The following is a 25,489-nucleotide window of genomic DNA, read 5'->3' on the forward strand; positions in this document are numbered from 1 at the left end:
TAGCCTCTCACTCTTAGGCCTCAGCCCATTGAGCCAAGCGCAAGAAGATAGCGCCGAAGAGATAGACGCCATTTTTAAAAAGTTCGACCAGGGCGAGTATAAAGATCAGCAGGCGATCAAAGAGGCACTCGGCTACCTGACAGCCAATATTACTGCCGACGACATGGAGCGTTACCTCAAGCTGCAGACGGTACTTTGCTGGAATAACTACGACATCACCAAGCAGCAGGCACTCAAAGATGCCATCGCCTTTGCCGATCTGAAACTGCTCACCGAAGGGGTTGCCGCCTCGGCGGAGGCCACCACAGATCTCAAGCTGTGCCGCGCCTTCATGCACCAATTACTTGGCAAGGTCGATATTGCCCTGGAGGAGTACAACAAGGTTGTCGCCGAAGCCTACCTGATAGAATCGCCACGGCTCATCGCCGACTCGCGCTCACTGCGCGGCGCTATCTACTCTTTCCAGGGTAACTTTGCCCAGGCGCTGGAAGATCTGATCACCGCCCAGCACCTCTATGAGTCCCTCAACCTGCAACACTGGGCTATCTACAACCTCACCGAGTTGGCCACCAGCTACCGCCGTTTCGGCGATCCTCAGACGGCAATAAAATATTATCGCAAGCTGGAGAAGGGCTTCGAAGATACCGGCGATAAAGATGGCGCCAACGCCATCAAGACGGAGATAGGCTTCGCCTTGGAGGAACTTGGCGAATATGAGGCGGCGCTAAAAAAGCACAAGGAAGCCTACCAATACTGGCGTGATACTCTGGGCGAGGAAGCCAGTGCCCACACGGCGGTGAATGTCGCCGGCGTGCTGATTCAGCTGCATCGTCAAGGGGAGGCCAAGCCCTACCTGGATGCGGCGCAGAAAAGCATCACCCCGGACCAAGGCGCCAGCTACAGCTTCATGCGTCTGTATCAGGCGCAATCTGCCCTCACCAATGGCCAGTATCAACAGGCGCTCGACTATATCGACATGGCCGAAGAGACCTTTAAACAGATCAAGAATGCCCGCGGCCTGGAACAGCTGCACATGGTGCACAGCCAGATCTTCGTCGCCGAGAAAGACTGGAAACAGGCCTACGAGGCGCTGCTGAGCTACATACAGACCCATAAGTCGCTGGATGCCACCCAGCAGACCAACCGCACCACAGAGATGCGCACCCGCTTCAATACCGAGCAGATAGAGCGCGAGAACCAGCAGCTGATCGAACTGCAGAAGATCAAAGAGAACGAGCTGGTGATCCTTAAGCAGAACAAGTACCTGCAGCTGGCGGTGATCGTCCTGGGCTGTATCATAATGATCATTCTCTCCATCGTCGCCTACAAGCAGTCGCAGAAGTCCAAGCTGCTCTCAATCCTGGCGCTGACGGATCATCTGACCCAGCTGCCCAATAGGCGCTATACCTACTCTAAGGGTGAGGGTTACTTCAAGTCTAAGGATGAGGGCCACCAACCCCTGTCTATCATACTGTTCGATGCCGACCACTTTAAGAAGGTCAACGATAAGTATGGCCATGACATCGGCGACAAGGTGCTTATCGCCCTGGCCAACATCAGCAACGGATTGATGCGCAAACAGGATCTGGTGGGGCGGGTCGGCGGTGAAGAGTTTTTGGTGATCTTACCCGGCACCACGGCCGAGCAGGCCCTCAATGTGGCGCAGCGCTTGGTGACCACAGTAGAGAGCAGCAACTTCGATGACGTCTACATGAACTTCAAGCTCACCATCAGTGCCGGTATCGCCTGCACAGATGGCGACAAGAGCTTCGAGCATCTATTGAAGCGCGCCGACGATGCCCTCTACCGCGCTAAGTCATCGGGTCGTAACTGCGCCATATTAGATACCTAATGTTCTGAAAAGCAAAACGAAAGCAAGGTTGCAGTACAGGCAACAAAGCCCTATCGCTGCATCCTTAGTCGCCGTGCTTAAGCAGCTCGACACGGCTCGGGGGATTTAGCTTGGGAAACCAAGCATGATAGAGACGGGCCATCTCACCCGAGGCCTGTAACTTAACCAAAGCCTCATGCCAGCGACTCACCCGCTCAGGGTCGGTCCCCTTAGAGAAAGCCAGGTAGAGATCTATCTGCGCCAGTTCCAGCACGGGATGCACCTCATCCAGCCCCATATTCACCTCGGCCAACAGACGCTCCACCGCCAGATCCGCCTGGCACCAGAAACGTATCCTGTCATGTTGTAGCTGGCGCGCCGACTGCTGTGGAAAGCTGGCCACCGTCAGGTGCTCGACTCCTTGACGGGTCAGGATAGATTCTCCAAGGGAGCCGCGATAGACGCCGACGCTGCCCAGAGCGTCCAGCTCGGCCACCGAGGCGGGGGTCACCCTGTCATCGGCCTTGGCATAGATAGAGATACTTGTGGTGGCTATGGGACCGACGAAATCGAAATCCCTGCTGCGCTGCTCATTAAGGGAGGTGGCAAACAGCAGCACGTTGGCCTGACCCTCTGCGATGGCAAAGGCGCGGGCCCAGGGCAGCACCTCGATATTGGCCTCCTCACCGAGCTCCTTGGCAAGACGCTGCACTAGGCTGACGCCATAGCCCATGGGAAGCCCCTGCTCCTGATAGCTCATGGGCGCCCACTCTTCGGTGAGCATGCGCAACGATGCCGCCCCGACAGGCCAGGATGACAAGAGCAGCGACATGCCGATCATTGATAAGCCCGTCAGTAATAAGCCTGCCAGTGATAAGCCAGTCAGCGATATGAGCCGCACGCTACGCCAGATCAAATAGTTCTCCCGGAAATGAGGCCAACGCCTGTTATTGATTATCGTCTAAGATAGACAGGCTTTCCCTAAGCCATGAATGCTGAGCGCTTTACAAACTTGCTCTGTTCAACATAAATAGCGCCCAACCAAATTGCAATAGGCACTAGCTGAGGCAAGACCAGACGCTCTCTTTCTCTCGTTCTTTCTTTTTCCTTGTATCAAGCAATCTCCAAACCGGCTTAAGTTTTCTCCTCCCACGCAAAACTGGTATCATGGCGCCACTGTTCACCCTGGCCACTCGCCCTTAGCCCTTAGCCCTTAGCCCTTAGCCCAAGTATGTCAGACCATAGCCCCCTCTCGCCTCAAGCGTTACAGCAGCTCGCCCTCAAGATAAAAACCTGGGGCAAGGCGTTAGGCTTTGCGCAAATCGGCATCTGCGACACGGATCTTCGCGCCGAAGAGCCCAAGTTTCAGGCCTGGCTCGATAAGGGCTATCACGGTGAGATGGGCTACATGGAGAGCCATGGCATGATGCGCGCCCGCCCGCAGGAGCTACATCCGGGCACTGTGCGGGTCATCTCGGCGCGTATGGATTACCTGCCGCCAGAGGCGGGTTTCGCCACCCATCTCAAGGATCCCAACCTGGCCTACATCTCGCGCTATGCCGGTGGCCGTGACTATCATAAGATGATCCGCAACCGCCTGAAGAAACTGGGACAACAGATTGAGAACGAGCTGGAAACCTTGGGACTCGAACGCCCCAACTATCGCCCCTTTGTGGATTCGGCCCCCATCCTGGAGCGCCCCCTGGCCGACAAGGCTGGGCTCGGCTGGACCGGCAAACATAGCCTGCTGCTCAATCACGAAGCCGGTAGCTGGTTCTTCCTCGGTGAACTCCTGATCGACCTGCCGCTACCGGTAGACATTCCGGTGCAGGCCGACTGCAATACCTGCGTCGCCTGCATCAAGTCCTGCCCCACCAACGCCATCGTCGAGCCCTATGTGGTAGACGGCAGGCGCTGCATCTCCTATCTCACCATAGAGCTTCAAGGGGCGATTCCCGAAGAGTTCAGGCCTTTGATGGGCAACCGCATCTATGGCTGTGACGACTGCCAGCTGGTCTGCCCGGTCAATGGCGAGGCGCCGCTGACCCAGGAGAGCGACTTCCACACCCGGGATCCGCTAAAACATCCCGAACTGCTCACCCTCTTCGCTTGGAACGAGGCGGAGTTTCTGAAGTTTACCGAGGGGAGCGCCATCCGCCGTATCGGCCACAAACGTTGGCTGCGCAACATAGCCATCGCGCTGGGCAATGCACCGGCCTCGCAGGAGATCATCGCCGCCCTCGAGGCTCGCAGGGAAAGCGATGAGGTAGATGAGATGGTGCGCGAGCATATCGACTGGGCACTGTCTCGCCAGAGGCTTGGCGACTATCAGGCCAACCGTAAGACACAGCGAGTGATCCGCACCGTCGAGAAGGGGCTCCCCAGAGACGCCTAGGCCGTTGATCTAAAGGTACTCGCCAAACGCCTCAGAGGAGATATTAATACCAATCACAGTGAGTAAGTGATCAGAAATAGCGCTGAAAAAACCTTCGATAACAAGGCAGCATTTTTAGATAAGTAGTTATTCTACAATCAAAAATGATAACACCGTTATCGGACGTTCTAACAAGCTAGAGTGATCAGTTATTTACTAGGATTGGCATCACTAGTCTAAGGTAAAGCCCACCTTGACCGTCACCTGCCAGTGGGCGATCAGCCCAGCCTCCAGGTGCCCCCGGGTCTCGACCACCTGAAACCACCTCAGATGATGCAGCGACTGACTGGCCGATGCGATGGCATTCTTAATCGCCTCGTCCGAACTGATGGGCGAGGAACCAACGAGTTCGATGATCTTGTAGGTATGACTCATGGCGGATCTCCTGTTGCAAATCGGCTACCCACTTGAGTATAGAAGAAATAATGCCTTTCCCTATTACCGAAAAAAGAAACCACCTCTAGGGTGGTTTCTTATCCATAGGCTTGCCTTGAACATCACTAAGGCATGACGATGTTAAACCAGAAGTTAAAGTCGTCTAACATCCCGAGGAACGAGGTAAACAGGGCCTTATCGCCAGTTAGCTTCACCTCGCCGCTGGCAATCGCATCATCGAAGCTCAACTCCTTCAATTGAATGCTGTTCATGGTCTTCATGCTCATGACCAGCTTAACATCGGGTTGATCCACCTTATGTTTGCTGTGATGCAACACCGCATTCTCAACGGTGAGGGTATAAAGGCTGTCGAGATCGGAAAAGGCGATCTCTATGTCAAACTGCTTTCCTTCCGCCTTGGCGGCATCTAGCCTCACCGCCAGATAGTCAAACAACATCTCGGGGGTCATGGCTCGAATCGTGTCGGGCGTGGCCGTTTGTGTTCCACCGGCCGCCGGAACACCATTTCTCAGCTCATATGCCCCTTGCAGGTAAACTGAGCGCCACGGGCCAGATTCAGCCTGATACCCAAGCTGCTCTAACGCGTCGGCTAACAACTCTTTAGCGTCGATGCTTTTGGGGTTGGCAAATACGGCATGCTTCATCACCTCTGCTACCCAACGGTATTCCCCCTCATCAAAGGAGGCTCTTGCCTTACGGATGACCTCAGCCTCGCCCCCCATAAACTGCACATACTTCTTAGCGACGGCTTCGGGAGGCAGATTGTTTAGGTTAGCTGGATTGCCGTTATACCATCCCATATAACGCTGGTAGACGGCGCGACTGTTGTGTCGCAAGGTACCGTAGTAACCGCGGGTAGACCAACTCTGTTCCAGCTCTTTTGGCAGAGAGATCATCTCCGAAATCTCTTCCCCGGTGAAACCTTGGTTCATCAGGCGCACAGATTGGTCATGGGTAAACTTATAGATATCTCGTTGTTTCTTGAAGTAGGGAATAATCTTGTCATTGCCCCACATTGGCCAATGGTGACTCTGAAACTTCACCTCAGCCTGATCTCCCCAGAGGTCAATAGTCTCATCCAGAAAACTCGACCAAATGAGTGCATCCCTCACCTGCGCGCCCCTCAGGGTTAAGATGTTGTGCATGGTATTTGTGGTGTTTTCGGCCATCCACAGAGCCTTAGCTTGAGGAAACCAAGTGTTCATCTCCGCAGGCGCCTCACTGCCTGGCGTCAATTGAAATACCATATCAATGCCATCTATGGTCAACTTTTCGCCTGTCTTGGTGATCTCATGGGTGGGTAGCAGCAGTCCGGCCAATCCTGTGGATACCGTCATCCCCAGGCCGCCATTTACACCGCCCTTGGCATTACGTGGCAAGAGTGCGCCATACATGTAGACGGCGCGCCGTCCCATGGCGTTGCCCGCGATCACATTCTCCGATACCGCATGCTCGGTAAAATGCTCGGGGGCTATGATGGCCACCTTACCCGACTCAACCTCATCCAAGCTGACCAGTCCAGTCGCCCCGCCATAGTGATCGATATGGCTATGGCTATAAACAACCGCCACCACGGGACGCGTACCGACTTCCTGGTTGATAAAATCGAGGGCCGCCTTGGCGGTCTCAGGTGAAATAAGCGGATCAAAGACAATCCAGCCCTTATCCCCCTTGATGAAAGTGATATTGGTAAGATCGAAACCACGGATCTGATAGATCCCCTCTGTCACCTGATATAGGCCGTGGTGCATTCCAAGCTGGGCATTGCGCCATAGGCTGGGGTTGACCGTATCAGGTGCTGACTTATCGTCTGCAATATAGGTTTTGTACTGCTCAAGGTCCCAAACAACATTTCCCTTAGCGTCTTTAATGGTGACGACATCAGGCTTTGCCATAAAGCCCCGCTTGGCATTTTCAAAGTCTTGTTTATCTTGAAATGGCAATTCTTTGAGAACCGCAGCATTGGCCTTCTGGGTATGGGGCGTCGCAGGCTTGGCCTGGGTTGCAGCCAGCGACGGCAGTGCAATAACGAGCGAAGCTACCGCAACAACGAAATTAAGATGGCGCATAGAAACTCCTTTCTAAAGCATGATGAACGATCTACTTCCCTTTCCTGACTATTGAAGTTAGCCACAGAGTTCAGTAATCGCCACTCAAATGCCCCTTAAAAGGAGGAATAAGCGAAAAATTTACATTTAGGTTGAAGTCTCAGAGGCGCTCGCGAGCCGCGCCAACAGCTTGTCGGCCACCCGAAAGGCGTTGGCATAGATGGTCAAGGTCGGGGTGACACTGCCGCCGTTCGGCATAAAGGCGCCGTCGGTCACATACAGGTTATCACAGTCGTGGACCCGGCAATCTGGGTTCAGCACCGAGGTCTTTGGATCCGTACCGAATCGGCAACCGCCGGCCACCAAATTAGCGGTGGGATCGCTAAACACATTACCCCAGGCCTCATCGGCGCCCATCGCCTTCATCACCTCTACGCCCCGGTCGACCAGATACTGAGCCACCTTAAGATCGTGTGGATGAAACCCGGCGCGCACCTTGGCGACCGGCTGGCCCCATTTGTCTCGCTCCTCATCGTCCAGGGTGACAAAACAATTGTCATTGGTCAGCCAGTCACAGAATACCTCGAACTTAAAGTCCCGCGACTGGGTAAAGTGTGCCTTAAGCTTCTGCTTGAGCGGCGTCCCCCAAAGCAGGTTGCCCTGCTGCCACTTGAGCGCGTTCGCCTCACTGGTGGGCGATGGCGGGTCAAACACGAAGTCTAAGGTGCCGCCCTTTATGGGCTTATCGAACGCCGTCTTGTCGTCGATCAGATACCAGTCCTGCAGGGCGCGATTAAAGAAGGGCCCACGCTGCTTGAGCCCCTTAGCCGTATCCGCCGGTAGCCTATCGAGCTTAAACACCCCATGGCCCGTGCCGCCGGCGCAGCAGTGCAGGTTCTTACCCAGCTGATCGAAGCGATTGCCTATCCCCTTGGGATGTTTCTCCCCTGGGCTGGCCAACAGCAGGCGGGCACTCTCTATGGCGTAGCAGGCGACCACGAAGATCTTGGCCACAATGCGCCGACTTTGGCCACTGGCATCGAAATAGTCGGCAGAGCTCACTCTTCCCTCGGCATCGGTATTGAGGCGATACACCTTGGCCCGGGTGATGATGCGACAATTACCGCTGGCCACCGCTTCATTGAGCAGCGCTGCCCGCGAACTGCCCTTGGCGCCCGAGTGGCAGCCATAGCTGCCGCAGTAGCCGGAATACTCGCAGCTCAGACGCTGCTTAAAGGGGCGAGACAGAATCGCCCGCGCCATGGGCAGAGGATGCAGCTTAAGTGTCTGACAGGCCTTGTCGAAGCGCGCCGCAATGGGGTGCTCGGCGGTTGGCGGAAAGGGAAAATCAGGGGTCGATCTCGGCTCTAACTGTGGATGCTTCACCACCCGACCGCTGACGCCGACAATCTGCTCCACCTTGGCATAATAAGGTTCGAGCTCCTCATAGCTGATGGGCCAATCTACCGTGTTAGCGCCGGGGATAGCCCCAAACGTGGAGGCGAGGCGAAAGTCGCTCGGCTTGAGACGATGAAAATAGCCACTCATGAAATTCGAGGCGCCGCCGACGATATTGCCGCCCCAAAACTGCGCCGTGGTCTCCCTGCGCCAGCCGCCCTCGCCGTCGGGAAGCTCGAGCACATGGCGCTCCTCATCGAACTGAGAGCGAAACACCCTATGGCGCGGCAACTGCTCATCTTTAACGAAATCCTGCTCGGTATACCAGTCGCCCTTCTCGAGCACGACAACGTTAATCCCCGCCTTGGCCAGCTCATAGGCGATGGGGCCGGCGCCCGCGCCGCTGCCGACGATACACACCTCAAATTGCTGCGGCGCCTGCGCCTCACTCTTAGCTGCTAATCCCATTTAAAGATCCCTGTAAAAACGGTCCCATAGTCTCTATTTAAAAATCCAGATAACTCTTACCCGGCACGGGTCGTGGAAAGCCTGGCTGATGCTCGAGCCAATGCCAGCCAATCTCATCCGGGTTACCGCCGTAGAGTGGATCTAACATCAATGCCTCAATCAGGTAATAGAGCAACAGGGAGAGCCAGTTTTCACCTGCGCGGCTCTTGGCGATCGCTTTTAGCAGTGCCTCCTGCTCATCCCAGCTCAGCACCAGGAAGCTGCGTCCTGTCTGGGTATCGGCCCAATCTTCCAACCAGGCCGCCCCCTGCAAGATGAACTGCCTGTCCTCATCGGCGCGATTGTCAGGATCTTCCATGGCCCATAGCAGATAGCGATAGGCGTTCAGCTCCTTGGCCGAAGGGCCATCACCATCGTCGGGAAACAGGTGCAGCTGCACGCTCTCTATGACGGCGCGGTTGATCACGTCGAAATCTTTGGGGCGCGTGGTGAGAGAGAAACCTTCGTCGCTGGCAAGGCTCAACTCAGGCTTCGCCGCCAGCAGCAGGCCCAGGGCGCCGCTGCGCACAAGAAAGTCGCGCCGGGTCAGGCCGCTTTCGAAGGCATATTGTCTATTTGCTTCGCGCTTACTCCTCGCCAACTTAATCTCCCCTTTGCTCACTAAATCTGTCTGTTTTATTGCCCATGACATAAATCAGAACGCCTTACATAAGACCCTGATTATCGTCAAATTGATTCAATTGAGTGTGAATTTTTCGGCGCGCCGGGTCAACACTCACATCGAGTATCGAGAGACTATGACGAAGGGGACTAACAAAAGGTCGCGAGGCGGCGACCCGCCGCAAAAGCGCCTAGACTAAAGACAACAGCCGCGCAGCAAGCCTAAGGAGCTCCCATGGTTAAACCCGTCATCGCCGATAACAAGCCCAAGAAAGTCGAGCTAACCAAAGGAAAGGAATACTATTTCTGTGTCTGCGGCCGCTCAAACAGCCAGCCCTTCTGCGATGGTTCCCATAAGGGAACGGGATTTAGCCCCAAGGCCTTTACCGCCGAGCGAAGCGGCGAGGCCTACCTGTGCGCCTGTAAACACACGGGCAACGCCCCCTACTGCGACGGCACCCACAAACAGTTTAGCGCCGAACAGGTGGGCAAGGAGGGTCCTGGCCGCGAGGCGATCGCCAAAGATGGCAACCAGGCTCCCAAGGCGGTCGCCACCAAAGAAGAGCCCGGCGTCGAGTTGATCCATCAGCTCGCCAGAGATGGACTCAAGACACTCGGCCATCATGGCCCCATGGTCGCCATGGGGGTGCCCAGATATCAGCTACCCAGCTGGGATGAGATTCAGATCATGACGGCCCAGATGGCCAGCAAGCCCCTGTTCGAAGAGGAAGTGGTCGACACCGAGCTAGTCATAGGCCCTGAAGCGCGAAAGCCCCTGAGGCTGAAGATCCCCCTGCTGGTGTCAGACATGAGCTTCGGCGCCCTGTCGGAAGAGGCCAAGGTCGCCCTGGCCAAGGGGGCCGAACTTGCGGGTACCGGGATCTGCTCCGGCGAGGGCGGTATGTTGCCCGAGGAGCAGGCGGCCAACTCACATTACTTCTACGAGCTGGCCAGCGCCCAATTTGGCTATCAGGAAGCCTTGATGGCCAAGATACAGGCGTTTCACTTCAAGGGCGGCCAGGGCGCCAAGACAGGCACAGGCGGCCACCTGCCTGGCAGCAAGAACCAGGGGAAAATTGCTGAGATCCGCGGCATTCCGGCGGGCCAAGATGCCATCTCGCCGCCCAGGTTCAAGGATCTCAACTCGGTGGCCGACTTTAAACGCTTCGCCGATAGGGTACGTGAACTCAGCGGCGGCGTGCCTATCGGCTTTAAGCTGAGCGCAAACCATATCGAACGGGACATTCAGTTTGCCCTGGATGCCAGCGCCGATTACATCATACTCGACGGCCGTGGTGGCGGCACAGGCGCTGCGCCGCAGATCTTTCGCGACCACATCAGCGTGCCCACCATCCCCGCCCTGGCTCGCGCCCGCCGCTACCTGGATCAGCAAGGTGCCAGCGGCCGGGTGACGCTCATCATCACAGGTGGCCTGAGGCTCCCCATGGACTTCGTCAAGGCGATGGCGCTAGGCGCCGACGGCGTTGCCCTGGCCAACAGTGCCATGCAATCGATAGGCTGTGTCGCCGCCCGAATCTGCAACACCAACAACTGCCCCGCGGGTATCGCCACTCAGAATGCCGACCTGCGCCAACGCCTCAACATCGACAAGTCGGCGCAGCAGCTGGCCAACTTTCTGGACGCCTCCACCGAGCTGATGCAGGTGATGGCCAGGGCCTGTGGCCATCACAGCCTGCAGGACTTTACCTTGGACGATATCGCCACCTGGCACAGCGAAATGGCAAGGCTCTCCGGCATCTCCTACGCAGGCGTGACGCCGATTTAACGTGACAGGTTACACTCATCTGCCCGCCTTCCCCAGCCCGTCCCCTTCGCGGGCGGGCACTCAACTCTATTAAGACCAAAACAATAAGACAAACGCCACACCAGTAAAGACTTGTTTAACAAGATAAATAGGTGCACACTTGCCAGCGATTTAGGACAATCCATCCCCTAAGACCAAAAGCCTAAGGCCAAAAGCCACGTCAATTCAGCCATAGATAATGTGAAGGATCACAATGCAAGTCGTTATTTTCTCGGTAATCTTAGCCCTGCTCTTTATCAGCCTGCTGCTGGTCTACCTAAACTGGCGCAGCAAACAGCCCATCGAAGTCACCGGCGGCCCGGATGAGGTCATTTTTCTCGCCAACCAACTGCTGCACAGCGGTCGGGAAGCCCAGGCCCTCGATTATCTGGAGCGCGCTGCCGCCATGGGGATGGCCCACGCGGCGCAGTTCCTGGGTGAACTCTACAGCCTCGACGATCATCATCTGTATGATTTAGACAAGGCCAATCATTGGTTTCAACAAGCGGGCGAGCTGGATGAACAATTTGCCCAGATTCAACGCCAAATGCTCAAGTTGAAGGTTCATCCAAGCCAAAAAGGTGGCAGTCACGAATTGGAAGCCATGCTGAAACCTGGCGCCGATGAGGGCAACAGCCAGCATCAAGGCGAACTAGGCAGACTCTATCAGGAGAGCCCACTGCTCGACCCCGACGGCAGCAAGGCGCTGCACTATCTCGAGCTTGCGGCCGAGGCGGGTGATGCTGAAGCGCAATATCATCTGGCCAAGGTGTTGCTGGAACCGCGCCATGGCGAGCCGGATCCCATCAGGGCCAGAGCCCTGCTCACGGCCATTGCCGACAGCGATCCACTGGCCAAGAGCCAACTGGCGCAGATGCTGCTTAGGGGAGAAGGTGGCCCGGCCGAGCCACGTGAGGCCGAGCGCCTGATGCGCGAGGAAGCAGAGGACAACGAGTTTGCCCTCATCGAGCTGGCGCATCTCTATCAGGAAGGTAAACATCTGCCTAAGGATATCGATAAGGCAGAGGAGTGCCTAAGACAGGCGATGGCCATGGAAAACAATAGCGCCACCTACCTGTTGGGGGAGCTACAGCTCAAACATAAACGCGCCAACGACAGTCACCTTGAGGCGATCGCCCTGCTCACGCCATTGGCCCAGCAATGGATGACAGACGCCCTCTTCCTTATGGGTCATGCCCACGAAGAGGGGCTTGGCACCCGTCGACATCTCCCCACGGCCCTGGCTTACTATCGTTTGGCGGCGACCGATCCCGCGCCCTATCATCTTGAGCGGGTCGAGACATTAAGTGCCAAGATGGGCAGCTATGAGAAGGAGCAGGCCGAGAGCCTGTATCAAGCATTTCTCACCGAGCACCCCATAGAGAAGTCCCAGCAGGCCTGCATAGATCTGACGCACGGCCTGCGTCTGCTCCATGAAGACGATAAAGGTAAACGCCATCCGAGAGAGGCTATTAGCTTTCTGGAGCGCGCCGCACTCGCCGGCGAGAACCTGGCATTTAAGCCGTTGCATAAAGCCTGCGCCGAGCTGAGCCAGAGGGTTGATGCCGCCGTCTGGGCACAGATCGCCCTGGAAGATCAGTTCTATTTTCTGCCCACGGGCGAGATGGAGAGCAGCTTAGCCAGCCTCAAGCAAGGCTTTAGCGAGTCAGAGCAGGCGCTGTTTGAGCAGCGCTTACAAGAACGGCGAGAGGCACTCACAGGTCACTAGGCTTTCACCAGCACTCGTCGCCATTTTCAAACGCGCTAAGCCCAAAACGCTAAACCCCAAAGCGCTAAGCCCAAAAGCGCTAGCCCCAAAATATAAGCCCAAAAAAGGGTGGCCAGTAAGCTGGTCACCCTTAGTCTAAAAACGGGGATTAGAAGAGACTAACCCAGGCGGCGTCTCAACTCCTTGGTCGCCCTCACCATATTTTGCAGCGCAGGCTCCACCTCATCCCAAGTGCGCGTCTTCAGTCCACAGTCGGGATTCACCCACAGCTGTCCCACAGGGATCTTGGTCGCCGCCTTCTCAATCAATGCCACCATCTGATCCACAGTCGGAATGTTCGGGCTATGGATGTCATACACACCCGGGCCTATCTCGTTGGGATACTCGAAGTCCTCGAAGGCATTGAGCAGCTCCATATGCGAGCGCGAGGTCTCTATGGTGATCACATCAGCGTCCATGGCGGCGATGGCATCTATGGTGGCGTTGAACTCGCTGTAGCACATATGGGTGTGGATCTGAGTCTCATCCTCGGCGCCCGCCGCACTCAGCTTGAAGGCGGCTACCGCCCAGTCGAGGTAATGCTTCCAGTCACTGGCCTTCAGTGGCAGGCCTTCACGAAACGCCGGTTCATCTATCTGTATGATGCCGATACCCGCCGCCTGCAGGTCGGCCACCTCGTCACGGATCGCCAGGGCAAGCTGATTGGCGATCTGCTCACGGCCGATATCTTCCCGGGCGAAAGACCAATGCAGTATGGTGACTGGGCCGGTCAACATCCCCTTCACCGGCCTGTCGGTCAGGCTCTGGGCGAAGCTCGCCCAGGCGAGTGTCATCGGCTGACGACGTGAGACATCGCCATAGATGAGCGGCGGCTTGACGCAGCGTGAGCCGTAACTCTGCACCCAGGCAAACTGGGTAAAGCCTACCCCGTCGAGCTGCTCGCCGAAATACTCCACCATGTCGTTACGCTCTGCCTCACCATGGACCAAGACATCGATCCCCAACTTAAGCTGACGCGCTATGCTGTCACGGGTCACCGCCTCGAGCTGCGCCACATAGGCCTGCTCGGTCAGCTCGCCCTTACGCCAGCGACTGCGCAGGCCGCGAATGGCCGGCGTCTGCGGGAAGGATCCAATGGTGGTGGTGGGCAACAGCGGCAGACGAAAACGGGCCTGCTGCTTTAGGCGGCGCTCGCCAAAACCGCTAGGACGATTGAAATCCTCAGGCGTTAAGGCTTTGAGCCTCGCCAGCACCTCAGGGTTGGCCGCCTGCTCTCGGGCCTGACGCCTCGCCTCACAGCGCGCCACTATCGCCTGCGCCGCCTCGCTTTGTGGGGTAAGCAACAGGGTGCGCAGCGCAGCTAGCTCGTCGAGTTTCTGCTTGGCAAAGCTGAGTTGATTGGCGAGCTCTGGCGTCAGCTCGGTTTCGCTCTCCAGATCCACGGGCACGTGTAAGAGCGAACAGGAAGGCGCCAGCCAGACACGATCGCCAAGATCTGCCACTACAGCGCGCAGACGCTCGGCCAAGATGTCGAGATCCGCCGCCCACACGTTGCGGCCGTTGATCACCCCAAGGCTGAGCACCTGCGTCGTCTTCAAGCTGGTGCCAAACAAAGTGAGCTGCTCGGCATCGCTCACCAGATCCAGATGCAGGCCATCGACCACGAGCTCCTTAATCAACTCATGATGATGGGCCACAGAGCCATAGTAACTGGCCAGCAGCAGCTTAACCCCCTGGCCACTGAGTTCCCTGTATGCCGGCTCGAAGGCCGCCAGCCAGTCATCATCTAGCTCCAGCGCCAAGATAGGCTCGTCGAGCTGCACCCAGTTCACGCCTTGATCGGCAAATCGCGCCAGAATCGCTTGGTAGGCCTCGAGCAAGTTGGGCAGTAGGCTCAGCTTATCGAAGGGCTCGCCCTCGCACTTGGCAAGATAGAGGTAGCTGACCGGGCCAAGCAATACCGGCTTAGGCTGATGCCCCAGGGATTTAGCCTCGGCCACCTCGTCGAACAGCTGCTCATAAGCTATCTCGAAGCGCTGATTCGCCGTGAGCTCGGGCACTATGTAGTGATAGTTGGTGTTGAAGTATTTCTTCATCTGGGCGGCGCGGCTCGCCTCCCCGGTGGGGGCGCGGCCACGGGCCACTCGAAACAGGGTGTCGAGATCCACCTGCTCGCCGCTGCGATGGCGCGCCGGGATGGCATTGATGGTGGCGCTCAGGGTGAGCACCTGATCGTAGAAGGCAAAGTCCCCTACCGGCACTTGCTTCACCCCCGCCGCCTGCTGCCACTGCCAATGGGTTCTGCGCAGTTCACTGGCGAGCGATTGCAGCTGCGCCTGGTCTATCTCGCCACGCCAATATTTTTCCAGGGCGAATTTGAGTTCCCGTTGACGACCTATGCGGGGAAAGCCTAATGATGCGATATCTAGAGTTTGCATATTGTATACCTTTTGCATTAAGATGAGCGAAATTCATGGTTAGCGCCCTTCGCTGTCATCGCAATACAGGTTTGAGAACTGAAATTGCACAACAAACTAAAACAGGCGTCTGGACGTCTAGAAGTTTATTGTGCTAGTCTGTTGTCTCGCAATCGAATTGATTTCACGAGCAACATGAGCCAAATTCATGTGAGGTAAAAATGATAGAGCTTAGGCATTTACGTACATTGGTCGCCCTGAAAGAGAGCGGCAGTCTCGCGGGCGCAGCCAAGAAGCGCTTTGTCACCCAGTCGGCCTTATCCCACCAGATCAAGGAACTGGAGACCCGCATCAACTCGGCGATATTCGTGCGTAAGAGTAAACCCCTCTCCTTTACCCAGGAGGGAGCCCGGCTGCTCAATCTGGCCGAAGAGATCTTGCCTAAGGTGATAGAAACCGAAATCGATCTGAAGAATGGCCTGGGCGGCGAGGCGAGAGATCTCTTTGTGGGTATCGAATGCCACAGCTGTTTTCGTTGGCTGATGCCGGTGATCGAGCAGTTTAATGCCAGCTTTCCCCACACCAACTTGGAGCTGTCGAGCCGCCACCTGTTCGACTCGCTAACCGCGCTCAAACAGGGACAGCTGGATGTGGTGCTCACCTCAGACCCTATTCCCGACCATGATATCGCCTATCAGCACCTGTTCGATTTCGAGGTCAAGCTCCTGGTTGCCGCGGATCATCCGCTGGCCGAACTTCCCTATGTCACGGCGGCGCAGCTTAAGGATCAGACCCTGCTCACCTACCCAGTGCCACTAGACAGACTGGATATCTACCGCCACTTCATGGAGCCTGCGGGCGTGCCGGTTGCCAAGCAGATCCGCTGCGATCTCACCGCCATGTTGCTGCAACGCATCGCCTGCAAGGATGGGGTTGCCGCCCTGCCGAGTTGGTCGATCAACGAGGCTCATGGTCTGTCGCTCAAGGCGGTAAAACTGGGATCAGAAGGGCTCAGACGCCCGCTGTTTGGCGCCTATCGCAGCAACGGCAGCAGTGCGCGCCTCGCCCAGCAGTGGCTCAATCTGGTGACCTCTGAGGGGCTGGAGCGTCAGGGGCACTAAAGGCGCAATTTCAGAAAAGCTAAAATTAAGGCACAAAAAAACCTGCACTCGGCAGGTTTTCTTTTATCAGGTCGAAGACCCTAGGGCCTGTTGGCCTTTTGAGAACAAATTTTGTTCTAATTGAGCACGTTCAAATCGCGGCTCGAGGCTTGAGATATAGTTATTCTATATAAAAGCCGAGTAACAAAGAGTTGAACGTGCTCAAGACGAACCCTGCGGGCAGCGTCTGTATCATTTTTCGACTACGTTACCGCTCATTGATGTAGCTCACTAGATTACAATCACTCTGCCTTGAATAAAATCGATACAGAATGCTGCAAAAATGAACCTAAAAGGTCAACAGGCCCTAGAGCGGATTAAGCAGTTGATTGCGCATGGAGAGCACTCTGCGAAGCACCAGACCCGGTGAGTCTGGATTGCGAGTCTGACGCAGGTTATGGGCGATCATAAACTCTTCTCTGAGTTCCTCATCCAGTCCTAGTGACTCGAACGCCTCAAGGGTCAGCGTCTGCTTCTGATTATCGATCAGCGACTTGATGATAGAGAGCGGGAACGACTGCTCCGACTCGGCATTCAGGTAGGCGAAGGCGGTCAAGGCGATGATCTCGCCAAATACGCTAAACAGCGCCAGGGTCTGCACCTCATCGGGATTGATATTTACCCCTTCCATATGATGCAGGCTATCCACGGCGTCGGTGGCAATGCTCTCGGTGAGCGCCCAGTAGCCGTATACCAGCTTCTTGTAGGGCTGTGGCAACTCGTCGAGACGCTCCTTGAGGTAGAAGGTGAAGGCATAACGGTAGATATTGACCTGGCCCAGGCGCACCAGCGCATCTTTCAATGAACGATTCTTCGATGACACGCTGGCGTTAGCCGCCGAGTTGCTGCGCCATAGCAGATGCGCCGCCAACGCGGGATCGGAAGAGACTATATCGATCACATTGCGGATATCGCCATCGGCAATAATGGCTTTCTTCAGCGGGATCAGAATCCCCCGTCGTCCGATAACCTGTTCTTCATTGGCAATAATTGCGCGTACTTGAGTGAATACCTGATGCTCAAGATCTGTCATGAGAAGTTATTAACCTGATTTATTATTGGCACGGCGCCATTTGTTATCCGAGAATTTACCCATAAAACGACTGTCTGGGTCAAGTCGATTTGGGGTAAAAACGGACATTAACCTAAATAAATTCATCTTGCCACTCACGCTTGAGCTTTCAGCCTGTAATGGACGAAAGATAAGCGACAAAATTCCGCCACTTAACCAAGGGGTGACGCCCATTGACTGGCTACTGCCAGGGCCATTTTAGCTATAGGGCACCTGCCTGTTGCAGACGCTGATATAGGTGCTCGGCGAGACGACGATAGCCTTCATCGTTGAGGTGAATCGCATCAGATTTTACCTCTGATAATTTTAGCAGTTCTGTCAGAAAATCCTCAATAAATAGCGGCTGATATTGCGCGGCCAGCTGCCCATACAGGGGCGCGGTTTCCAGCCAGATGCTCTTCTGGGGCACGCCAATCAACACCACAGGAATATCGCGCCCCTGAGCCTGTGCCAGCATGGCTGAGAGGTTGGCCTCGACCTGCGCCGCGTTGCCATTGCGCAGAAAATCATTGCCTCCCTCGAGCAAGATGATGAGATCCGGCGCCGTCTCATCCAGCACTCGGGCGAAGCGCTCGCGGCCCTGGGATGTGGTCTCCCCCGAGATACCGGCGTTGATCACCTCGCGTCCGCTCATTGCTTGCAGCTGCGCAGGATAATCCATGCCGGGGCTGGCTCCCACGCCCTGAGTCAGGCTATCGCCAAAAGCGAGGATCCTGGCCCCCCCCGACAAAGGGGCAAGAGAGGGGCCGCCACTTGGCCAGAAGATGATGGCCAAGATCAAGATAACGGGCACAAGCAACCACTTTAATTTCATCCCACAGACTCCCAAATGATCTATGCCCTATGATGAACAGCGGGCAATAAAAAAGCCAGTCAGATCTGACTGGCTTTTAAGGCTAAAGCCGCGTTAGAAGCGGTAGCTGGCAGTCAGGCGCAGCGCCCGGCCCGTACCAGGATAATAACCGCTACCCCAGGTGCTGAAATACCCAGAGCTGACATACTCCTTGTCCAGCAGGTTATCGACCCGCAGGCTGGCCAGCCAGGCATCGCGGGAATAGTTAATGGCGATATTTGCAAGGGTATAGGCATCGAGCTTATCGCCCTGGTTGGCATTGTCACCCTCCATGTAACGCTCACCCGTGTAGACCGCCTCGGCGAAGAGCTGCAGATGCTCATATACATCGTAGCTGACATAGCCACGACCTGAGTTCTTGGCCACCCAGGAGAGCGCCTTACCCTCGTTAGCCCCTTCGGTAAACTCAGCGTCTATATAGTTGTATTCAAGCCCAAGCATTAGATCCTGAGTCGCCTGCCAATCCCAGTCTGCGCTTACCCCATAACGGCGCGAGGCATCGGCGTTCACGTTGGCCCCGGGGAAGTCACCACCTGCAGGCGTCTCGGCGCTCGGGTCGAAGACGATCTCATCTTCGAGATCCAGTCGATAAGCACTCAGGCGCAGGGTATTGCGCTCGAGCAGCAGATCCCACCCCGCCTCGTAGGAGCGACCCGTCTGCGGCTTGAGCCCCTGAATGCTCTCTGGAGTATAAGCCTGCTCATCCACCTTGGCGAAACGGAAGTTCTCGTCGGCCCGCAGGTAGAATCTATGTTGCTGGCTCGGGCGATAGTTGATGCCAAGCTCGAATGCATGGGCATCCTGATCCAGATCGATCCCATTTGGATAGGCTTTACCGTCCACCAGCTCATCGGTCACCTCGGCGTAACGACCGCCCACCACATAGCTAAAACTCTCGGTGAGGGGCACGGTTGCCTGCACATAGGCGCTGGCCAACTTCTGCACATTTCTGCGATTACTAAATGTCGCCTCGCCGCGACTGAGATCCAGGCCGGTCACCAGCTTGAGCTCGCCGTTATCCGTCTTGATGTTGCCCACGGCCTTAGGCTTAAACTCCAGCAGGGAGCGGGTATCGCGGCGGCTTGTGTTCCAGGTGCTTAGCCCGGTTGTCAGGGTGTCGCTGTAGTTAAGGTCGGCGCCCAGTGCCCAGGCCTCATTCAGCTGGCGCTGATAGCCGGTGCGGGCCGCCGTGGTCATCTCATGCAGGTAGGCATCGATAAAGAGATCGCCCTGCTTCAGGTCACCCATTTGTCTTGGGTTTTCCTTGAGCTGCTCGTCGGTCAGCGCAGCAGCCAGTTCGCGGTGGTTGTCATAATGACTCGCCTCGGCGAAGAACTGCTGCACTTCATCGTCATACTGCAGGCGTCCCAGCACAGAGCTGGTCTTGCTAGCATTGTGATCGCGATAGTTATCGCTCTTGAGGTGGTTGGCCGCGCCATAGAGGCGCCAGTTGTCGTTGATGGCGACCGAGCCCTCGGCCTTTGCCTCAAGGGTGTCGAAGCTGCCGCCGGAGAGCTGCAGGCTGCCACCGTTATCTTTCGGCGCCTTGGTGATAATGTTAATCACCCCGCCAACCGCCTGGTCACCATAGAGCACACCCGCGCTGCCTGAGAGGATCTCGATTCGCTCCACCTGATTGAGCCCGATGGCACTGATGCTCGGCGCGGCGATATCGATGTTATTGAGACGACGACCGTCGATCAGGATCAAGGTGTTGTTGACCGCCTGACTGGCGCTGAAACCGCGCATGGCAAACACGGCACCCGAGTTTGAATCTGACACCTGAATGCCGCTCTGTCCGCGCAGCAGCTCGGTGAGGTTGGTGGCACCGCTGAGTTCGATGGCGGCGGCGTCGATCACATTGACGTTAGCCGCAATATTGATAGGGGTGTTTTCGGTGCGGCCGATAACCGTGATGGTTTCATCCACAGGCCCTGGGGTGCCCGAACTTTCCGCTAAGGCAGGAAAGCTTCCGGCCAGACAGGCGCCAAGCAGTAGCGCAATTTTACTAGGTTGTGTACCCATTTTCCTTTAACTCCTAAAAGGGAAACAGGGCAAGGCGTCACGACTGGGCGCAGTCCATCAAACCGCCAGGGTCGCATTTCGAGATCTGCCCGCCGAAATCTCAAAATCACCTTAAGGGCCGGTCTCCGGACTGAGGCTAAGTCTAAACAAAGGGTTTAAACGACGAGCTTAGATTTTTTTAACGCCATGATGTTAAAGGCATGGCGCACCCAGCTCTCACCTATCACCGTTGCGGGGGCAGTGCCAGATTCTCACTGGCTTCCCGATTATCCCTTGCGCCATTTTGGCTAGGGCACCACATAAGGTTGACTAAATTAGGTCACGCTCTGTCTCATGGCAAGCCGCGGTTTACCCGCGGCGTGATGGAGAGGCTCTCTCCCGGCTACTGTGACAGAACGCGGGCATTATAGACGTCTACACGTATAAATGTCTAATACTCCCATGATGGCCCGAGTCGGCATCTTCCCCAAAGGGCCGCATTACTGCCTAAAAACAACAAAGGAGGCCTAAGCCTCCTTCATCGCAGATAGGGGAAAGTTACGCCTCGGCTAATGCCTTAGGGTTTTCACCATATTCGTTGCCTTCAACGCTGTCTTGTACATAGAAGACGATTAGCACGATAGCGCCAATAAGCGGGATCAGACCGATCAACTGCCACCAGCCCGAACGGCCGGTGTCGTGTAGGCGTCTGGCCGAGATAGCGAGAGTTGGGATAAGCAGTGCCAGCGAGAAGATACCGCTCAGCATATACAGACCTGTCACCACATCTATAGTTGCCGCCACGGCATAGAAGATGATGTAGAACAGGGTAAACATCCAAAATTCTTTGCGACGTGCACGACCGGTGAAATCAGCAAACTTCTTCAACGCACCAATAAAATATTCCATATAGTTCCCTTTGTTTACGTAAATTGACTGAAAAGCTCCAATAAAAGAGGGGGCCATTCCTAAGCCCCCTATTGGATAAGTGTCATAATATATCAATAGTTTAAAAAATATAATTGAATTTTAATGACAATCTTTTTTCACTCACAGGCACGACTTCACCACCTTGCCACCTTTCATCACGAAGCCCACATCCAGCAGGGCCGAGATATCCTCCAGCGGGTTGCCCTGAGTCGCGATAATATCGGCCTGCTTGCCGACACTCAGGGTGCCCAGGCTATCTGACATATCCACTAGCTCGGCGCCGTTGATGGTGGCCGAGATCAGCACATCTTTATTGCTCATGCCCGCCTGATTCATCAACACGGCCTCGCGCGCATTGGTGCCGTGGGCCGAGACGCCGCTGTCGGTACCATAGGCAATCTTGACCCCGGCCTTATAGGCGCGGGTAAAGTTAGCCGTCATATCGGCGCCCACTCGCACCGCCTTCTGCTTGATGGCCGGCGACATGAAGTCTGACTCCTTGGCCATATGCACCACGGTATCGCCCGCCAACAGGGTAGGCACCAAGAAGGCGCCATTCTTCTTGAGTAGCTTGATACTCTCCTTATCGGCGTAGCTGCCGTGCTCTATGCTATCGACCCCTGCGCGCAGGGCGGCGTTGATCCCCTCTGTCGCATGGGCATGGCTGGCCACCTTACGTCCAAGGGCATGGGCCGTCGCTACAATTTCTTTGATCTCATCATCGTTCATCTGCTGGCCAGTGCCTGTGTCGGTATCCGACAAGACGCCACCGGTGGAGGTGATCTTGATAACATCGGCACCAAACTTGATGGCGCGGCGGGTGGCGCGGCGACAGTCATAGGGACCGTCGCAGATGGTCTTAGTGGTGAACTTATCCAGCAGATCCGGGCTCATGCCGTCCACATCGCCATGGCCGCCAGTCACCGACACCCCGCCCGAGGCGATGATACGCGGTCCGTCTATCCACCCCTTAGCAATCGCGTCACGCAGGGCATACATCTGCTCCGGCTTGGCGCCGAGATCCCTAACCGTGGTAAAGCCCGCCATCAGGGTCTTATTGGCGAAATAGGCGCTCTGCATCGCCACATCGGCGTCTGACATCCTAAGGCGCTGGCTATCATTCTTGGGCCCTAGCTCACCTTGTAGATGCACATGCATATCCATCAGACCCGGCATCACAAAGCCCTGCTTGAGATCCACATACTTAGCGCCGGGCGCGACGGTCTCGACGCTCAGATAACCGGGGGCAACCTGGCTAATCTTACCGTCGGTGATCACCAGGGTCTGTTCGCTGAGCGGCTTGGCGGCCGGGTCGGCCAGCAGAGTGCCGGCATGGATCACTGTCACATCATTGGCAAACAGGGATGGCGACAAGAGAGCAGCCGTCAGTGCGGCGAGGGGGAGCAGAGTATTATTTTTCATTATGGCCCGTTAATCATGTGTGAAGGAGTGAGAACTCACCGCGCCTTGCCGAGAAAGCTCCCGGTAAGGACAAGGGCGAGCGCCTAAAACTTGACTAACATGACAACAAATTGGCCTAAAAACAACCACAAATGCGGCCATTGTTAGCCCAGGCTAAAGCACAGTCGCAAGCAAGGGCCAAGCAGGCGTTATCTAAGGCCCGACATATCGGCGATGCGCTCGATGGGCGGCGCTACCTTAAGGGAGGAGAGAGATAGCAAGGCTTCGCCCCGCGCCGATTGATGCAGCAGAAACAGATCTTCCTTGCCGGCAATCACAGTATAGTGACCTATCTCGCCGACCGGCTTATCTATGCCCTGCTCGCCTCTGTGGGTCTGCGGCATCTTATCGCAGGTCAACATGGCGCTATAGCTCGCCTTACCGCCGAGCTCGCTGGCGCCCAGTTTCTGGTATTGCATCTCCCCCTCGCAGGTATGGCGATACTGCTCGGCAAAACCGTCGAGAAAGGCCTCGGGGTCGATACGCTGCGCCATCGCCTTAAACCCCTGCACGCAGTAGAGCGACGACCAATGGGCCAGCATCTCCTGGGCGGGCACAAACTCGGCCGAAAACATATCGCCACGCTGCTCACTGTAGGCCAGGCGCCAGTTGGCGGGGAATGCAGGCCAAGGTTCTGCTTGAAGATCGTCAATTGACTGGGCTGGACATGGGCCCGTGATGACATCTGTGCCAGCTCGGTGGCGGTCGCGTCCAAGGGCTGCGCGAACAGGGGTAGTGCGAACAGGCCAAGCGTCAACCCTTTGGCCAACGCCGGAGTGAATACCTGTAGTGAAAAATCCATTTTATCTACCTCATCCTCAATGCTGCGACACCCAGATAGCAAACAAAGATAGCCGACAAACCGATAACAATCTGCGGCTATTTGCAGTGTGAATCACTAAACACCAGTGATTTCCAGCAGATATTACTACAAAGTTACCCAGAGGGAGCGGATGATTTACAAAAATTAAGACTGAAAAATTCCTTGACGCTTTGGATTACAGATGTAATCTTAATTGAAAATTACAAACGTAATCGTAAAGACGGTCCTATCATGAAAGAGATTAGCAACGCCGAACTGTCGGTACTCAACATCCTATGGCAAGACTCGCCCTTAGGCGCCAGCGAGGTGGTAGAGGCGCTGGCCAGCAGCCAGGGCATGCACGAAAAAACCGTGAAGACACTGCTCAACCGCCTGGTGAAGAAACAGGCCCTGGGCTTTGAGAAGCAAGGTAGAGCCTATCGCTACTTCCCGCTGATCGATCAGAGCGAGTATCAACTCAAGGAGAGCCAGTCTTTCGTGGAGCGGGTGTTCGCCGGTAAGGTCGCTCCCCTGGTGGCTGGCTTTGCCAAGCAGAAACAGCTGAGCCCAGAGGATATCGCCGAACTTAAGGCACTCATCGATAACTGGGAAGAGGAGCAATCCTGATGATCTCGCTAATCATAAATCTGATGCTACCGCTAACCCTGCTGTGCGCGGTTATCCTGTTGCTGCACAGGCCCCTGCTGGCGCGTCTGGGTGCCCACAACACCTACATGCTCTGGGCCTCGGTGCCCTTGTTGTTGGCGGGCACACTACTGGGTCTGCTGGTTCCCGCCAGGCTTGCCAGCCCCTCACTTGAACAGCTACAGCACTATCGCGTGCTGGCGAGCGAGCTGTTATCCCAGGGCGAGAACCCGACACTAAACCTGATATTGGCCAGCATCTGGCTGCTGGGCAGTCTGGCACTGCTTGGTGCCCTGCTCTATCAGGCGACTCAGCTTAAACGCCTGAGCAATCGAGCCGAAGCGATCGAGCTGCCACAAGCATTGAGCCAGGGTCCGCTATCTCTGACTGGGCGCGAGACCTCTCTGGTGATCAAGTGCCACCCAGAGATAGATTCGCCCATGCTCGCGGGACTGTTTAAGCCAGTGATCTTGGTGCCGACAGGTTTTACACAGCTCGCCCCGTCACAACAGGCGGCGGTACTCAGCCATGAGCTTAAGCATCTAACCCGCCACGACATAGCAGCCAACCTCTTTGGCTACCTGCTGGCAACGCTCTTCTGGTTCAACCCTGTGTGCTGGCTGGCCTATCGTCGTTTTCGTGACGATCAGGAGCTAGCCTGCGATGCCGAGGTCACCACCCACATGGATAAACAACAAAGAATTGCCTATAGCCAAACGCTATTGGCCTACTCCCAGCAGGCCCACCAGGGCATGCTACACACTCACTATGGAAACAAGACCATCCTCAAGGAGCGGATCATGCAAATGAAGAAAACACACACCAAGCGGCCCCTCGCCATTTTAGGTCTGGCACTTACACTGGGCCTGTCAGGCGCCTTAATCAACCAGAGCGCCATCGCGGGCGACAAGCATAATGACAAACACCAGGACAAGGCCAAGGCCCCAAGCCCTGTGATGCGCATCGAGCCAGTCTATCCGGCCGAGGCGGCGAAACAAAGTATCGAGGGCTATGTGCAGCTAGCCTTTGATATCGACAAGCAGGGCAAAGTCAGTAATGTGTCTGTTATCGAGTCATCCCCTGCCGGTGTGTTTGACGTCGAAGCGGTCAAGGCCCTGAGTCAGTGGCGCTATGAAGCCTCACCAGAGGGCGTCAGCCAGGCTAAAGTTCAGCTGGATTTTATGATGTCGGCGCCTAAGGCTGAGATCGAAAGAGTTCGGGTCACCGCCGGCTAAGGCCAGATACACAATCCGAAAAGTGAAAAGGGGCCGCGTAGCTCTTTTTCTGTTACCAAAACTGCTCAGGCCATCTCCCGAGTAACTAAACATTTCCTAAACTTGTCAATCAGCAAGGCTCCCGCAAACAGGCTCATCCGGA

General features: G+C 55.9%; 19 protein-coding genes and 1 riboswitch. Of the genes, 7 read left to right on the forward strand and 12 right to left on the reverse strand.

The window, feature by feature from the left end:
- Nucleotides 1–28 precede the first annotated feature (28 nt).
- The gene (locus K0H80_RS15255; protein ID WP_258406116.1) at nt 29–1,852 is read left to right on the forward strand and encodes a diguanylate cyclase; all 1,824 of its coding nucleotides are present in this window, start codon (nt 29–31) and stop codon (nt 1,850–1,852) included.
- A gap of 64 nt (nt 1,853–1,916) precedes the next feature.
- Here the strand turns inward: K0H80_RS15255 and K0H80_RS15260 are convergent, their stop codons facing one another.
- The gene (locus K0H80_RS15260; protein ID WP_220072118.1) at nt 1,917–2,663 is read right to left on the reverse strand and encodes a substrate-binding periplasmic protein; all 747 of its coding nucleotides are present in this window, start codon (nt 2,661–2,663) and stop codon (nt 1,917–1,919) included.
- 399 nt (nt 2,664–3,062) lie between these two features.
- Between K0H80_RS15260 and queG the strand changes: the two genes are divergently transcribed.
- Entirely contained in the window at nt 3,063–4,226 is a 1,164-nt protein-coding gene (gene queG, locus K0H80_RS15265) for a tRNA epoxyqueuosine(34) reductase QueG (protein WP_220072119.1), read from the forward strand.
- 210 nt (nt 4,227–4,436) lie between these two features.
- Here the strand turns inward: queG and K0H80_RS15270 are convergent, their stop codons facing one another.
- The 4 genes from K0H80_RS15270 to K0H80_RS15285 form a co-directional block, all read right to left on the reverse strand.
- Nucleotides 4,437–4,640, reverse strand: a complete 204-nt coding sequence (locus tag K0H80_RS15270; RefSeq protein WP_011866777.1) for a dodecin — start codon at nt 4,638–4,640, stop codon at nt 4,437–4,439.
- A 125-nt stretch (nt 4,641–4,765) separates the two neighbouring features.
- Entirely contained in the window at nt 4,766–6,730 is a 1,965-nt protein-coding gene (locus K0H80_RS15275; RefSeq protein WP_220072120.1) for an alkyl/aryl-sulfatase, read from the reverse strand.
- A gap of 126 nt (nt 6,731–6,856) precedes the next feature.
- Entirely contained in the window at nt 6,857–8,575 is a 1,719-nt protein-coding gene (locus K0H80_RS15280) for a GMC family oxidoreductase (RefSeq protein ID WP_220072121.1), read from the reverse strand.
- Nucleotides 8,576–8,612: 37 nt separating this feature from the next.
- A complete protein-coding gene (locus K0H80_RS15285; RefSeq protein WP_258406117.1) occupies nt 8,613–9,215 on the reverse strand; it encodes a gluconate 2-dehydrogenase subunit 3 family protein in 603 nt (200 codons plus the stop codon).
- A 255-nt stretch (nt 9,216–9,470) separates the two neighbouring features.
- Here K0H80_RS15285 and K0H80_RS15290 point away from each other — a divergent pair, with 255 nt between their 5' ends.
- Together K0H80_RS15290 and K0H80_RS15295 are read left to right on the forward strand one after the other, a co-directional pair.
- Nucleotides 9,471–11,021 (forward strand): glutamate synthase-related protein, encoded by a 1,551-nt coding sequence (locus K0H80_RS15290; RefSeq protein ID WP_220072123.1) that lies wholly within the window; start codon nt 9,471–9,473, stop codon nt 11,019–11,021.
- A 232-nt stretch (nt 11,022–11,253) separates the two neighbouring features.
- Nucleotides 11,254–12,768, forward strand: coding sequence for a tetratricopeptide repeat protein (locus K0H80_RS15295; protein ID WP_220072124.1), 1,515 nt, complete (start codon nt 11,254–11,256; stop codon nt 12,766–12,768).
- A 158-nt stretch (nt 12,769–12,926) separates the two neighbouring features.
- Here K0H80_RS15295 and metE read toward each other — a convergent pair whose 3' ends face one another.
- On the reverse strand, nt 12,927–15,206 hold the full coding sequence (gene metE / locus K0H80_RS15300) for a 5-methyltetrahydropteroyltriglutamate--homocysteine S-methyltransferase (protein WP_220072125.1): 2,280 nt from the start codon (nt 15,204–15,206) through the stop codon (nt 12,927–12,929).
- A gap of 200 nt (nt 15,207–15,406) precedes the next feature.
- On the opposite strand from metE, the gene K0H80_RS15305 reads away from it, so the two are divergent.
- Nucleotides 15,407–16,306, forward strand: a complete 900-nt coding sequence (locus tag K0H80_RS15305; protein ID WP_220072126.1) for a LysR family transcriptional regulator — start codon at nt 15,407–15,409, stop codon at nt 16,304–16,306.
- 346 nt (nt 16,307–16,652) lie between these two features.
- Here K0H80_RS15305 and K0H80_RS15310 read toward each other — a convergent pair whose 3' ends face one another.
- The 6 genes from K0H80_RS15310 to K0H80_RS15335 form a co-directional block, all read right to left on the reverse strand.
- Nucleotides 16,653–17,378: an HDOD domain-containing protein gene (locus K0H80_RS15310; protein WP_011866785.1), complete on the reverse strand. Its 726-nt coding sequence runs from the start codon at nt 17,376–17,378 to the stop codon at nt 16,653–16,655.
- 241 nt (nt 17,379–17,619) lie between these two features.
- The gene (locus K0H80_RS15315) at nt 17,620–18,231 is read right to left on the reverse strand and encodes an arylesterase (protein ID WP_220072127.1); all 612 of its coding nucleotides are present in this window, start codon (nt 18,229–18,231) and stop codon (nt 17,620–17,622) included.
- A 93-nt stretch (nt 18,232–18,324) separates the two neighbouring features.
- Entirely contained in the window at nt 18,325–20,295 is a 1,971-nt protein-coding gene (locus K0H80_RS15320) for a TonB-dependent receptor (RefSeq protein ID WP_220072128.1), read from the reverse strand.
- Between the two features lie 99 nt (nt 20,296–20,394).
- Nucleotides 20,395–20,611: riboswitch (cobalamin riboswitch) on the reverse strand.
- Nucleotides 20,612–20,832: 221 nt separating this feature from the next.
- Complete coding sequence (locus K0H80_RS15325) at nt 20,833–21,183, reverse strand: DUF805 domain-containing protein (RefSeq protein ID WP_011866788.1); 351 nt, start codon at nt 21,181–21,183, stop codon at nt 20,833–20,835.
- A gap of 141 nt (nt 21,184–21,324) precedes the next feature.
- Nucleotides 21,325–22,626, reverse strand: coding sequence for a metal-dependent hydrolase family protein (locus tag K0H80_RS15330; protein ID WP_220072129.1), 1,302 nt, complete (start codon nt 22,624–22,626; stop codon nt 21,325–21,327).
- A 188-nt stretch (nt 22,627–22,814) separates the two neighbouring features.
- Nucleotides 22,815–23,240: a hypothetical protein gene (locus K0H80_RS15335; RefSeq protein ID WP_220072130.1), complete on the reverse strand. Its 426-nt coding sequence runs from the start codon at nt 23,238–23,240 to the stop codon at nt 22,815–22,817.
- A 479-nt stretch (nt 23,241–23,719) separates the two neighbouring features.
- Between K0H80_RS15335 and K0H80_RS15340 the strand changes: the two genes are divergently transcribed.
- The gene (locus K0H80_RS15340) at nt 23,720–24,094 is read left to right on the forward strand and encodes a BlaI/MecI/CopY family transcriptional regulator (protein ID WP_220043179.1); all 375 of its coding nucleotides are present in this window, start codon (nt 23,720–23,722) and stop codon (nt 24,092–24,094) included.
- Nucleotides 24,094–25,347 (forward strand): M56 family metallopeptidase, encoded by a 1,254-nt coding sequence (locus K0H80_RS15345; RefSeq protein ID WP_220072131.1) that lies wholly within the window; start codon nt 24,094–24,096, stop codon nt 25,345–25,347. Before K0H80_RS15340 ends, K0H80_RS15345 begins: the two co-directional genes overlap by 1 nt.
- Nucleotides 25,348–25,489: the final 142 nt, after the last annotated feature.

Origin of the sequence: Shewanella aegiceratis, from assembly GCF_019457495.1 — a bacterium.
GTDB classification, from domain to species: Bacteria; Pseudomonadota; Gammaproteobacteria; order Enterobacterales; family Shewanellaceae; genus Shewanella; species Shewanella loihica.